Source organism: Pseudalkalibacillus sp. A8, assembly GCF_045920555.1.
Taxonomy (GTDB): Bacteria; Bacillota; Bacilli; order Bacillales; family Fictibacillaceae; genus Pseudalkalibacillus.
Genome location: NZ_CP174509.1, coordinates 4,500,341 through 4,512,340 on the forward strand (window position 1 = coordinate 4,500,341; position 12,000 = coordinate 4,512,340).

At 41.9% G+C, this 12,000-nt stretch carries 14 protein-coding genes; 4 read left to right on the forward strand and 10 right to left on the reverse strand.

Annotation, left to right across the window (positions count from 1 at the left end):
• Window positions 1-475: 475 nt before the first annotated feature.
• The 4 genes from ACJROX_RS23130 to ACJROX_RS23145 form a co-directional block, all read right to left on the reverse strand.
• The gene (locus ACJROX_RS23130; RefSeq protein ID WP_408007556.1) at window positions 476-718 is read right to left on the reverse strand and encodes a YusG family protein; all 243 of its coding nucleotides are present in this window, start codon (window positions 716-718) and stop codon (window positions 476-478) included.
• Window positions 719-787: 69 nt separating this feature from the next.
• Window positions 788-1,171, reverse strand: coding sequence for a glycine cleavage system protein GcvH (gene gcvH, locus ACJROX_RS23135; RefSeq protein WP_261130395.1), 384 nt, complete (start codon window positions 1,169-1,171; stop codon window positions 788-790).
• A gap of 92 nt (window positions 1,172-1,263) precedes the next feature.
• Window positions 1,264-1,620, reverse strand: coding sequence for an arsenate reductase family protein (locus ACJROX_RS23140; RefSeq protein WP_408007557.1), 357 nt, complete (start codon window positions 1,618-1,620; stop codon window positions 1,264-1,266).
• A 12-nt stretch (window positions 1,621-1,632) separates the two neighbouring features.
• Window positions 1,633-1,989 (reverse strand): hypothetical protein, encoded by a 357-nt coding sequence (locus tag ACJROX_RS23145; RefSeq protein ID WP_408007558.1) that lies wholly within the window; start codon window positions 1,987-1,989, stop codon window positions 1,633-1,635.
• Here ACJROX_RS23145 and ACJROX_RS23150 point away from each other — a divergent pair.
• On the forward strand, window positions 1,964-2,617 hold the full coding sequence (locus tag ACJROX_RS23150; protein ID WP_408007559.1) for a LysE family translocator: 654 nt from the start codon (window positions 1,964-1,966) through the stop codon (window positions 2,615-2,617). The genes ACJROX_RS23145 and ACJROX_RS23150 overlap by 26 nt on opposite strands.
• 177 nt (window positions 2,618-2,794) lie before the next feature.
• On the opposite strand, the gene ACJROX_RS23155 is transcribed toward ACJROX_RS23150, so the two are convergent.
• The 5 genes from ACJROX_RS23155 to ACJROX_RS23175 all read right to left on the reverse strand — a co-directional run bounded on the left by ACJROX_RS23155 (window position 2,795) and on the right by ACJROX_RS23175 (window position 9,976).
• Window positions 2,795-4,582: an acyl-CoA dehydrogenase family protein gene (locus tag ACJROX_RS23155; RefSeq protein ID WP_408007560.1), complete on the reverse strand. Its 1,788-nt coding sequence runs from the start codon at window positions 4,580-4,582 to the stop codon at window positions 2,795-2,797.
• Window positions 4,583-4,599: 17 nt separating this feature from the next.
• Entirely contained in the window at window positions 4,600-5,781 is a 1,182-nt protein-coding gene (locus tag ACJROX_RS23160; RefSeq protein ID WP_408007561.1) for an acetyl-CoA C-acetyltransferase, read from the reverse strand.
• Between the two features lie 12 nt (window positions 5,782-5,793).
• Window positions 5,794-8,190, reverse strand: coding sequence for a 3-hydroxyacyl-CoA dehydrogenase NAD-binding domain-containing protein (locus ACJROX_RS23165; protein WP_408007562.1), 2,397 nt, complete (start codon window positions 8,188-8,190; stop codon window positions 5,794-5,796).
• Window positions 8,191-8,369: 179 nt separating this feature from the next.
• On the reverse strand, window positions 8,370-8,867 hold the full coding sequence (locus tag ACJROX_RS23170) for a DinB family protein (protein WP_408007563.1): 498 nt from the start codon (window positions 8,865-8,867) through the stop codon (window positions 8,370-8,372).
• Window positions 8,868-9,058: 191 nt separating this feature from the next.
• Window positions 9,059-9,976, reverse strand: coding sequence for a proline dehydrogenase family protein (locus tag ACJROX_RS23175; RefSeq protein ID WP_408007564.1), 918 nt, complete (start codon window positions 9,974-9,976; stop codon window positions 9,059-9,061).
• A 208-nt stretch (window positions 9,977-10,184) separates the two neighbouring features.
• On the opposite strand from ACJROX_RS23175, the gene ACJROX_RS23180 reads away from it, so the two are divergent.
• The 3 genes from ACJROX_RS23180 to ACJROX_RS23190 all read left to right on the forward strand — a co-directional run bounded on the left by ACJROX_RS23180 (window position 10,185) and on the right by ACJROX_RS23190 (window position 11,338).
• The gene (locus ACJROX_RS23180; protein WP_408007565.1) at window positions 10,185-10,637 is read left to right on the forward strand and encodes a helix-turn-helix transcriptional regulator; all 453 of its coding nucleotides are present in this window, start codon (window positions 10,185-10,187) and stop codon (window positions 10,635-10,637) included.
• A 78-nt stretch (window positions 10,638-10,715) separates the two neighbouring features.
• On the forward strand, window positions 10,716-11,000 hold the full coding sequence (locus tag ACJROX_RS23185) for a hypothetical protein (protein WP_408007566.1): 285 nt from the start codon (window positions 10,716-10,718) through the stop codon (window positions 10,998-11,000).
• Between the two features lie 11 nt (window positions 11,001-11,011).
• Window positions 11,012-11,338, forward strand: a complete 327-nt coding sequence (locus ACJROX_RS23190) for a spore coat protein (RefSeq protein WP_408007568.1) — start codon at window positions 11,012-11,014, stop codon at window positions 11,336-11,338.
• A gap of 377 nt (window positions 11,339-11,715) precedes the next feature.
• On the opposite strand, the gene ACJROX_RS23195 is transcribed toward ACJROX_RS23190, so the two are convergent.
• Window positions 11,716-11,967 (reverse strand): YusU family protein, encoded by a 252-nt coding sequence (locus tag ACJROX_RS23195; protein WP_408011747.1) that lies wholly within the window; start codon window positions 11,965-11,967, stop codon window positions 11,716-11,718.
• Between the last annotated feature and the right edge of the window lie 33 nt (window positions 11,968-12,000).

Sequence of the window (12,000 nt, forward strand, 5' to 3'; positions counted from 1 at the left end):
TAGAAATTCGTTTGATAAAAGGCTCTGCTAAGTATAAATGCTTTTATAAGTGCAAAAGGTGGTGGTTTCGGAAGTGACACCCTGCACAACAGAAAAGCAGTTACTTTTTGGATGTACCATGGCTCAGCCTACGCCAAGGCTTGGCTTTCCCAACTTTTCTTTATGAAAAATTTCAAAGTGAAATTCACGACACTCCTGCGGGAATAGCGAGCCAGGCGAGACCCCGCAGCGATTCAAGGATCTTCGATTAACAACCACCACGTCCTGTGGTGAACGTCGAAGCCAGCATAAGGAAAGCTTCTAAGAATTCTCATCGCAGACACGAAAATGATTTCATTTTTGTGTTGAGATCCTGTACAAGTGAGCGAGGAGGCTCGCGGATCGCCCGCGGAAAGGGAGTGAATTTCGTAGAAATTAATAATAAAGAAAAACAATGCTAAAAAGAAAAAAGCAGCGGCTCACACTGGACCGCTGCTTAGCACCAACCAAATTCACAATCATCAACAAGCTGTTGATTTCGAGCAGGCGGGTTCGAATCATGTCGATAGAACTTGTCCGAGTCAAACTCGAAACCTTCTCCCATCTCATACAGATTGCCTTGATTAGTGAAAGTGATTTTACCTATCTTATCCTTGTTCAAGTACAGAGACATAGAACCCTGGTCCATTTTTCCATAAACCTTATCCGTAATATCTGTTCTACGAATATCTTGGCTCATATAGATCACACCCTTCTAAAATTTGTAGAAGTCATGCATCATTGTTATGTTCTGTCACTGTTGAAAAACTTATTCTTCACTTACCATCTTTTGATAATCATCTGCAGACATCAACTTCTCAAGCTCTGATTCATTAGAAAGCTCAACAACGATCATCCATGCTTTTTCATATGGTGATTCATTGACAAACTCAGGATTATCCTCAAGATCTTCGTTAACCTCTAAAACTTTTCCGCTGACTGGTGCATATAATTCAGATACAGTCTTTACAGATTCAACACTTCCAAATGGCTCGTCCACTTCGATATCGTCATCTACTTCAGGAAGCTCAACGAATACGATATCTCCAAGCTCATCTTGTGCAAATGCTGTAATTCCAATATAAGCTTTGTTTCCTTCAACTCTTACCCATTCATGTTCTTCTGAATAACGTAATTCCTTTGGATATTCCATTCTTATCCCTCCATAAATTTCATATATTGTTTAAATTCTAAAATGATTCTAATGTAATAGTAATATAAAACAGTACGCTCACGCAATCTGTTCTATTTCCAAGTTTGTTCGAACTGATCTTCTTTATAACCCACTGTAACCTTTTCGCCGTCTGTCACAATCGGGCGCTTGATCAACATTCCATCTGAAGCAAGCAATTCCAACAATTCTTCCTCTGTAGCAGTCTTCATCCGGTCCTTCATTCCGAGTTCACGATATTTCTTCCCGCTCGTGTTGAAGAACTTCTTCAACTCTAGTCCGCTTTTTTGATATAAAGTTCTCAATTCCTCTTTTGAAGGGGTGTTCTCCACAATATGTACATCTTCGTAAGAAACACCATTTGCATCCAGCCATTTCTTTGCTTTCTTGCATGTTGAACAGCTTGGATATTCATAAACTGTTAGCGTCAATAGGGACACTCCTTACTCATCAATTTCTGTATTTTTTGAAGAGCTCAATTCTATTCTATCACAAGTCATTTGCGGACAAACGTATAAAGGCTTAATTTTAACAAACTGGCGTTGAGGATTTTGGGTTAGCTTAATCGGCTGGATTTTGGTGTAATTAATCGACGCACAAATAATTTTTCTGGTGCAATAAATCCATCTATGGTTTGGTGCTATTGTATAGAATAGGCCTGTAAATTCGCGAATTCTTACTGATTTTTTTGAATCCTGACATCTTTTCACTGTTCTATCGGCATTTATCGTCTCATTTAATAGTAAAAGACAAGCTTTTTGAAGGAGAATGCCGATGTTCTCTACTATTTCTGGTTTCATCCTATTAGGTCTTTCAATCGCAGCTCCAATTGGTCCAATCAATATCGAAATTATCAAAAGGGGGCTCCAGTATGGATTTTGGTCAGCTTTTCTCGTGGGAGCAGGCGGGATTTCATCTGATTTTGCACTAATGGGTCTGATGTTTTTTGGGCTTTCCCATATCATGACTCTTACATGGATAAAAATCAGTCTGACTCTATTAGGTTGTTTCATCCTTTTGCATTCTGGTTGGACAAATCTCAGGATGGCATCCCTGACAATAGAACCTTCGAATCCTTCCGAGTCCATTCCCAGTGATATTGGTGTCCGCTCCTATTTGACCGGCATGACCATCGCGGCATCAAATCCAATGAATTTACTGTTTTGGCTCGGAATTTATGGCTCCGTCCTCAGCAGTTCACTACAAAAGAGCAACCATCTTCAATCTTTCTTTTTATGCAGCCTCCTTTTCATTGGAATAGGTTTATGGAACTTGAATCTCGCATTTACTGTTCATTTTGGAAGACTTTTGATGAATACCCTTGTGAAGAAGTGTCTCAATACTTTTGCAAGTCTCATATTGATCGGTTATGGCCTGAAGTTCGGTTTTATAGGAATCAGCGAATTGCTACATATAATTATTTCTTGAAGTCTCAACTCTTTTCCTCCTACAATCCATGGTATATGTAAAAGAGGTCCCCATCAGCATTGAGGACCTCTTTTGAGAGAGTGTGTTTTTATCTGGAAAAGAGAGTTTTGATTAAAGAACATGACCGAACCTAATTAGATTCAAATAGTCGATAAATAATTGATGTGAACCTCCTATCTAAACGACGTACTTTTCTTCTTTCAACAAGACACCTGTAACTTCACGCTTCTTTTTGACAACATTGATCGGTGTGTAACGGGTCAATTTCTTAAGAGCTGAAAGCATCATTCGAAGCTGATCCCCGTCTTCGATCGCGACGATGGACTCTTTTGCATGTGACTCAATACGCTCGAATGCTTCCTGACAATAAATTTCCGTCAAACGGATCTTTTGGGCAGCTTTTTCTGCACCTTGTTTTTGGATTGCCTTTTCTGTTCTCAAGACGACAGATTCAATTGCATATGCTTCACTTACGATATCCGCAACATTCGAAAGGATTTCTTGTTCATGTTCAAGCTTTTCTCCGTATTTCTGGACTGCAAGACCAGCAATCATCAAGAATATTTTCTTCGCATTTTTCACAAATTGCTTTTCCTGTTCAAGCGGCTCATCACTAAGCTCTTCCGGCATCAGCATCATCAGCTCGTTTTGCAGCTCTGTCGCTTTTTGAAGAAGAGGCAATTCACCTTTCATCGCTTTCCGGAGAAGCGTGCCTGGCACTAACAAACGGTTGATTTCATTCGTTCCTTCAAATATCCGGTTGATCCTTGAATCACGATACATGTTTTCAACTTCGTACTCGGACATGAAGCCATATCCACCATGGATTTGTACAGCCTCATCGACTACATGATCCAGCACTTCAGAAGCGAACACTTTATTCAGTGAGCACTCAATGGCATATTCTGCAATCCCTTTTGCAAGGAGTGAGCCATCTTTTTGCTCTTCTGGCGATAAGACACCTAAACGATATTCATACATTCCGACTGTACGATAGACGGAGCTCTCGGAAGCATACGTTTTAGCTGCCATCGTTGCAAGCTTCTCCTGGATGAGTGTGAAGCGCGAAATCGGCTGCTTGAACTGTTGGCGTTCATTTGCATATTTGATCGATACTTCAAGCGCACGTTTAGCTGCCCCTACACAGCCTACCGCAAGCTTGTATCGGCCAATATTCAAAATGTTGAACGCAATGACATGCCCTCGTCCGGCTTCACCTAATAGATTTTCTTTCGGCACTAAGGCATCCTCAAGGATAAGGGTTCGTGTAGATGAGCCTTTGATCCCCATCTTCTTTTCCTCTGGCCCGGTAGATACACCTTCGAAATCACGTTCTACGATGAACGCAGAAAATTGTTCGCCATCAATTTTGGCATAAACTACGAAAACATCAGCAAAAGCAGAGTTCGTGATCCATTGTTTTTCACCATTCAAAACATAGTGAGTTCCAGCGTCATTCAGCTTAGCGACCGTTTTCGCCCCTAACGCATCCGAACCTGATCCTGGTTCAGTCAGCGCGTAGGCTGCAATACGTTTTCCTGTAGCAAGGTCAGGTAAATACTGCTGCTTCTGATCTTCATTCCCGAACAAGACGATCGGCAATGAACCAATCCCGACATGGGCACCATAGCTTAATGAAAATGATCGTGCTCTTGAAAACTTCTCTGTGATGAGAGAGGAACTGATCTTATCGAGAGCAATACCTCCGTATTCCTCAGGAACATCGGCCCCTAGAAGCCCTAACTCACCTGCTTTCGTCAGTAAGTCTCTCGAAATGTCAAACTGATGGTTTTCAATTTTCTCAAGCTGTGGAACGACTTCTTTAACGACGAATTCTTCTGTTGTTTTCCCCATTAAAATCTGTTCATCGTTGAAATCCTCTGGTGTAAATACACTCTGCGCTTCAACTTCTTCTATAAGGAAGCTTCCACCTTTTGCTGCTTTCTTTTCAACACTGCTAGACATACCTTTTACCTCCTTTTTTATGATTGGATCAATTCGAATACTCCAGCGGCTCCCATACCCCCGCCGATACACATCGTGACAACTCCGAACTGCTCATTTCTTCGTATCATCTCGTGCATTAGCGTCAATGTCAGTTTCGCACCACTGCATCCAAGTGGATGGCCTAATGCGATCGCTCCGCCGTTAACGTTGACTTTCTCCTCATCAAGACTTAGCTGACGGATGACCTGCAGGGATTGTGATGCGAATGCTTCATTCAGTTCGAACAATCCAATGTCAGATTGCTCAAGTCCCGCAAGCTTCAATGCTTTTGGTATGGCTTCTACCGGACCGACACCCATGATTTCAGGTGCAACCCCAGCAACAGCGAAAGAACGGAACTTCAAAATCGGCTTAAGTCCTTCTGCTTCAGCCTTATCACGATTCATGACGAGCACTGATGCTGCCCCGTCACTCATCTGTGAGGAGTTGCCTGCTGTAACGCTTCCCCTTGCAGAGAATGCCGGCCTCAGTTTACCGAGCACATCAAGTGATGTATCTGCTCGTACTCCTTCATCCGTAGTGAAGTTAGTCGTTGTTTCTTGTAATTTATTGTTTTCATCAACCCAGCGATTCGTTACTTCCACTGGTACGGTTTCATCATCAAATTTACCTTCTTGGATCGCACTAGCCGCTTTCTGGTGGCTTCGTAACGCAAATTGATCCTGCTCTTCTCTTGTAATTCCGAATCGGTTAGCTACTTCTTCTGCCGTATAGCCCATCCCCATGTAGTATTCGGGTCTGGAATCCAGAAGAGCTGCATTCGGCTTGACGACATGCCCGGGAACAGGTACGAGACTCATTGATTCTGCTCCACCCGCAATGATCGCTTCAGCATGACCGAGCATGATCCGCTCAGCGCCATATGCGATACTTTGCAGTCCAGATGAACAATACCGGTTAATCGTGATAGCTGGAACATTATCTGGAAGTCCAGCAAGACCACCGATCAAGCGGGCCATGTTCATCCCCTGTTCCGCCTCTGGAATCGAACATCCGATGATCAGATCATCAATCGGTCCTTCATAGCCTCCTGCACGCTTCAAGGTCTCTTTCACCGTCAATGCTCCAAGGTCATCTGGTCTTACATTAGCGAGAGTCCCTTTTTTTGCTTTTCCGACAGGTGTTCTTGCACCTGCTACAATTACAGCTTCTTGCATCTTCACCCCTCCTTAGTTGCGTAGTGGTTTTCCTTTGACGAGCATATGCTGCATACGTTGTTGTGTCAGCGGTTCACCTGCAAGGCTCAAGAATGCTTCACGTTCAAGATCCAACAGGTATTGTTCATCAACGAGTGAACCTTCAGGTACTTTACCACCAGCAATGACATACGCTAATTTTTTAGCAATTTTCAAATCGTGGTCCGAAATCATGTTACCGAATTTCATCGTCTGAGCCCCGAGAAGCATCGTCGCATAACCCGCTTCCCCTGCTACAGGGATCTTTTTACGTTGAGGCGGTCGATATCCTCGGTTATATAAAGATAATACTTGTTGTTTTGCATCATAGATGAGATGGTCCGCATTCACACTGATACCATCCTGCGGTCGTAAAAATCCTGATTCCTCCGCCTCATGGGCTGATGTTGAAACCTTTGCCATCGCAATCGATTCGAATGTTTGGATAGCGAGCTTCTGAAGATCAGGTTTGATATCTTTCGGCACTTGTTCCAAGAGGCGAGTGTATAATTCTTTGTTACCGCCACCGCCAGGGATGATGCCGACCCCGACTTCAACAAGGCCCATATAAGTTTCAAAGGATGCCTGAAGACCTGCTGCAGGTAACGATACCTCTGTCCCGCCGCCAAGCGTCATATTGAAAGGAGCGGCGACGACTGGCTTCGCACTATAACGTACTCGTGCCATCGTTTGTTGGAATTGACGGACCATGAAATCAAGCTCGAAGAAATTATCATCCTGTGCTTCCATCATGATCAGCATCAAGTTGGCACCGACACAGAAGTTCTTTCCCTGGTTACCGATGACGAGACCTTTGTAGTTATTCTCCACTTCGTCAATTGCATAATGGATCATTTGGATGATATCCGGCCCGATTGCATTGTTTTGTGAGTGGAATTCGAGCAAGGCAACCTCATCACCCAAATCTATGAGGCTCGCACCAGTATTTTTCTTGATAACACGATTTTCATTTTTAAGTCGACTTAGACGGATGATTTTATCATTCTCAATAGCTTGTTTGTACTCACCCTTGTTATAGAATTCAAGAGTCGTACCTTTTTGCTGATAAAATTCCTTCTTGCCTGATTCAAGCATTTCAATAACCCATGCAGGAATCGTTTCACCTTCTGCTTTCATGCGCTCAACCGACTTTTCAACGCCGATTGCATCCCATGTTTCAAAAGGGCCTAACTCCCAGCCGAATCCCCATTTCATTGCGTCATCGATCGCTTTGATGTCTTCTGCAATCTCATGGGTTTTTTCCGCTGAATATAAAAGGACTGGTTTCAATATCGACCAGATGAGCTGCCCTGCACGATCATCCGCATATACAAGCGCTTTCATTTTATCCGGTAATGTTTTTGCTTGTTTACTAGTTTCGGTCGATGTTGTTTTCAACTTCTTACGCGGCCCGTATTCGAGTGTTTCAGGATCCAGCTCAAGAATCTCGCTTTTTCCATCGACTTTCTTCTTCAAATAGAAACCTTGACCACTCTTGCTTCCAATCCACCCTTTTTCATTCATTTTCTCCATGAAAGCTGGAACCTCAAAGACTTTCTTTTCTTCGCCTTCAACCAGTTCATGCACATTGTTAGCGACATGTATGAAGGTATCGAGACCGACTACATCCAATGTACGGAAGGTGGCACTTTTCGGTCTCCCGATCGCTGGTCCAGTTACACTATCAACCTCTCCGATTGAATAGCCGTTTTTCAACATTTCTTGCACCGTTACCAACAATCCATAGGTTCCGATCCGGTTTGCGATGAAGTTTGGCGTATCTTTAGCTTCAACGACTCCTTTTCCAAGTACATCTTCACCGAATTGATTGATGAACTCGAGCACTTCAGGTTTCGTCTTGTTGGTCGGGATAACTTCCAGCAGCTTTAAATAACGCGGCGGGTTGAAAAAATGCGTTCCAAGGAAATGTGCTTTGAACTCCTCGCTTCTTCCTTCTGCCATTGCATTGATTGAAATCCCTGATGTGTTTGAACTTACAATCGTTCCTGGCTTCCGATATTTTTCAACCTGTTCGAATACTTTCTTTTTGATATTCAAGTTTTCTACGACGACCTCGATGATCCAATCAACTTCACCTAATTTCTCAAGATCATCCTCTAAATTCCCCACCTCGATCATTTCCAGGTGATCCTTAGAGCTTAGCGGAGCTGGCTTGTGCTTTAATAGTTTCTGTTTTGCGGTTTCTGCCAATTTGTTTCTCACAAGCGGATGCTCAAGAGTGAGCCCCTTTGCTTTTTCCTGTTCAGTAAGTTCTCTTGGGACGATATCCAGTAACACACTCGGAATTCCAACGTTAGCTAAATGAGCGGCAATACCTAAACCCATGACCCCAGAGCCGATTACTGCTGCCTTACGAATCTGATACGACATGATGAACCTCCTTCACATGAATGAATACTCATTCATTTTTTAAGCAAAAAATAGAGTCTAACCAAAAAGTTTGTTAAAAATGAACTCCTCTATAAATACTATAAGAAATTTTCAGGCAAACCGCAACACAAATTTCAGAAAATTTTTATGATTTTGTCTTATATTTTACTCTGCTTGCTTTATGCTGATGGACGATTCATTTTTATTATTTCTTTGATTTGATCAATGTGTCTTCGCTCGTGATAACCGATAAATTCAATCCACTGCGATAATTTCATAGGTCCGAAAATCGGATGAGAAAATGCCCTTTTTTCAAGTAATGAAGGGTCTTCAATATCCTCTAAAACCTGAGTAAGTTTATTTCTTGATTGCTGTAAAGCGATTTTTGCTTCATCTTTCGATTGATACCGTCCGATCGGGCGTACATACTCCGGAGCTTCTACAACCGGGTACCTTTTTGCGGAACGATAAACTGGATGATCGGGTGTTTCTGTATCGACTCCCTGACAGATTAAGTGTTCACATTGTTTGGTAATGACTTTCTCGATTAAAACAAGGTGCTCCAGTACTTCAAGAACAGACCAAGAATTCACTGATATACGGGATTGAACCTGATCTTCTGGAATTTCATCAATGACTCCCATTAATTCTTTCCTGCCTTCTTGAAAAACGGACACTCCCATCCCTCCTCAAAAAACTTTAATGTCCACGATACCAATCTTCGACAAACACCTGGTAAAATCCCTTTATTTTTTATCATAATATGCTCGTATGTCCGGTAAAGGTGTTAATTTTTTCTCATTGATTAATAGCCAAGAAACTAAAAAAGAAACAGACGTTACATGCCTGTTCCTTTTTTATGATCTATTTACTTTCCAAATACACCTTTTAGTACGAAAGCTACGTTAGCAGGTCGTTCAGCAAGGCGTCGCATGAAGTAACCATACCAATCATTTCCGTAAGGTACATAAACACGCATTTTATAACCTTCATCACGAAGCTGACGTTGTCGGTCAATTCGAATCCCGAACAGCATCTGGAACTCAAATTGGTCATACGAGATATTGTGCTCTTTCACAAGCTCTTTCGTATATGAAATGATATCATCATCATGAGTAGCGATTGCCGTATAATTACCATTCAATAAATGCATTTTAATGATTTTTTTGAAGTTCTCATCCACATCTTTTTTCTCTGGAAAAGCAACAGAAGGTGATTCCTTATAAGCCCCCTTCACCAATCGCAAATTCGGATTAAGGGAGTCGAGATCCTGAATATCCTCAACAGTTCGATACAAATAAGCTTGCAAAACTGTACCGATATTTTCGTATTCTGATTTCAGTTCCTTAAATATATCTATGGTAGCCTGACAGCGTGCTTCGTCCTCCATATCAATGGTAACGAAGACCTCATTCTTATCTGCTGCTTCCATAATACGTTTCATATTATCTATTACTAATTCTCTGCTGATATCCAGCCCCATTGAAGTCAATTTCAACGAAAGCTGAGAGTTCAATTTTTCTTTTGCTATCGATTCGATCGCTTCAATACAGTGATCGGCCATCTCTTTAGCCTCACGCTCGTTATCGACAAACTCTCCAAGGTGATCGATCGTAACGTAAAGCTCTTCCTCATTCAACTTTTTAATGGCTTCTATTGAACTTTCTAACGATGCCCCAGCAACAAAGCGCCCTGCACCAAAGCGGAGGCCGTACCTCTTCGCCATCTCAGTTGCTACCTTATTTTTTCCCATGAATAAAAAGAAATTTTTCAGAATCTTTTCCATAAAAAATCCCCCTATACTAAAAACGAATACAAAAGGTTGTTAGACTATATGTGAACGAAAACTAAATTTCTTAAACTCCAACAGTATTTTAACATTTTTTCGACAACATTTTTACTTTTTTCAAAATTTAATTTTTTCTACTTTAAAATTGTAATGATTCTTATAAAAGTGTAAAATTACACAAAAGCATTTAAGGGAGAAATTCGTAATGAATATGAATCAGATGATTGAAATTGTTTCCTCAAAATTGAAATTAATCCGAATTGAACATGGTTACACCCAGGATAAAATGGCGTACACATTGGGAATCTCTAAGAAAACACTTTTACAGATCGAAAAGCAAAGAACGCAAGCGAACTGGACGACGGTAGCAGCAGTAGCAGCTTTGTTCCGTAATAGCGAAATATTGAGAACAGCATTGGGCGGAGATCCGGTGGAACTTGTTGAAATCCTTGCCCACCATGGAATCGAACGGCCAAAAGAACAAACATTAGGCGGAAAGGTATGGTGGAAGGATATGAAGCAAGAGAATGGATTCCGCCTTCAACAAAATTTGATCAGCAAACATTATAGGATTCTTGATGCCGATAATCACCGCTGGTACAGTTCGTTTGATGTAGACGAAGCTTACGAACGTTTAAATGAATTAGTAAACTCTTGATGCTGCTAGTTTGTATAACATTCGGGCATTGTGGAAACCTAACCTCGATATTAGGAAAAGATAAGAGGAGGGAACTCAATGCAACAACAGCCACAACAAACACCTCAGAATCAACAAGGCTATATGCCACAACCTCCACGTGTCATGACTGGAAAGGATCATCTATATGTTACCGACATGATGGACTGGAACCTGCTGGCAGCAAAAAAGTGCAGTTATTTTGCTAAACAGTGCAAGGATCAACAAGTTAAAGCAGCGATCGAACAAGCAGCACAAATGCATGCTCGTCACTATGACCAAATCTTGCAACATCTTCAAAGCCATTTGGGAGATCAAATTCAAAACCAGAACATGACGCAATAAGGAGGGTTAAGATGAAAATTCAAAATCCAGAAACAAACATACCGAAAACACCAGAAATGAATGACCGTGATTTCATCAATGACGTATTAGCAACAGAAAAATATTTGACAGATGCATACTCGACCGCATTGAACGAAGCAAGCCATCAAGCGCTTTACCAGGACATTTCGTCTATAGCAAAAGAAACGCAAGATTGCCAGCGTAACGTGTTAAATGTAATGTTCCAAAAGGGCTGGTACACATTTGAACAAGCGCAGCCCCAAAAACTGCAACAAGCTTACCAACAATTTTCCGGCTATAAGAATCAACTCCCCAACGGAGGAACACCAATGCAATAAGGTTGAAAACTTGGCCATATTCGGTAGCGAAATTTGCGACACACTCCTGCGGGAATAGCGAGCCAGGCGAGAACCTGCAGTTTGGATGCAGAAGTGATGTCCAGCTCAGCGACTAGTCACTTGGATCACTTCAAACTTCCTGCGGCGGCAACACACTGATTTTACATCTTATGTGTGAGCCCACGCAGAACCGAACTTTGTTTGGTTCGAGCTCTCGTCAGTTTTCCAGTGACCTACGTAACTAAGCCGGTCGCTTCCGCTTTTCTTCTGTCCGCGGAAAGGGAGTGAATTTCGCGATACAATCAACTTTAACAGTGCTAAGTGTGAAAAAAAGGCTTGGTTTGTGGACCAAGCCTCATCCTTTTACAATCTGTAAATTATTTCTTCTGCTCATTCCGATATAGTTCATTCTGCTCGCGAATCTCCTGGATGAGTTCTTTCATCCCTTCTTTTGCATCAGGGTACTGGTCGTTCCAGTGTTTGACAAGAGGCGGCATCGACTTTGACATGTACGTGTAGAGCGCCCACATCTGCACTTTCTCTTTCAACTCGTCGTCTGACTCTCCTAATAACAGCTCTGTATATTTGGTAAGTAATCCATCGAACTGTTCCCTTAGTTTTTGATCCATCAAATCACCGTCCTCCATATTTGTTGTCATTCT

What these genes read in the sequence shown, in the direction of transcription:
- ACJROX_RS23145 (WP_408007558.1), bottom strand. Translation starts at nt 1,989, where the DNA reads ATGAAACCAGAAATAGTAGAGAACATCGGCATTCTCCTTCAAAAAGCT.
- ACJROX_RS23150 (WP_408007559.1), top strand. Translation starts at nt 1,964, where the DNA reads ATGTTCTCTACTATTTCTGGTTTCATCCTATTAGGTCTTTCAATCGCA.
- ACJROX_RS23130 (WP_408007556.1), bottom strand. Translation starts at nt 718, where the DNA reads ATGAGCCAAGATATTCGTAGAACAGATATTACGGATAAGGTTTATGGA.
- ACJROX_RS23190 (WP_408007568.1), top strand. Translation starts at nt 11,012, where the DNA reads ATGAAAATTCAAAATCCAGAAACAAACATACCGAAAACACCAGAAATG.
- ACJROX_RS23160 (WP_408007561.1), bottom strand. Translation starts at nt 5,781, where the DNA reads ATGCAAGAAGCTGTAATTGTAGCAGGTGCAAGAACACCTGTCGGAAAA.
- ACJROX_RS23195 (WP_408011747.1), bottom strand. Translation starts at nt 11,967, where the DNA reads ATGGATCAAAAACTAAGGGAACAGTTCGATGGATTACTTACCAAATAT.
- ACJROX_RS23155 (WP_408007560.1), bottom strand. Translation starts at nt 4,582, where the DNA reads ATGTCTAGCAGTGTTGAAAAGAAAGCAGCAAAAGGTGGAAGCTTCCTT.
- gcvH (WP_261130395.1), bottom strand. Translation starts at nt 1,171, where the DNA reads ATGGAATATCCAAAGGAATTACGTTATTCAGAAGAACATGAATGGGTA.
- ACJROX_RS23175 (WP_408007564.1), bottom strand. Translation starts at nt 9,976, where the DNA reads ATGGAAAAGATTCTGAAAAATTTCTTTTTATTCATGGGAAAAAATAAG.
- ACJROX_RS23185 (WP_408007566.1), top strand. Translation starts at nt 10,716, where the DNA reads ATGCAACAACAGCCACAACAAACACCTCAGAATCAACAAGGCTATATG.
- ACJROX_RS23180 (WP_408007565.1), top strand. Translation starts at nt 10,185, where the DNA reads ATGAATATGAATCAGATGATTGAAATTGTTTCCTCAAAATTGAAATTA.
- ACJROX_RS23165 (WP_408007562.1), bottom strand. Translation starts at nt 8,190, where the DNA reads ATGTCGTATCAGATTCGTAAGGCAGCAGTAATCGGCTCTGGGGTCATG.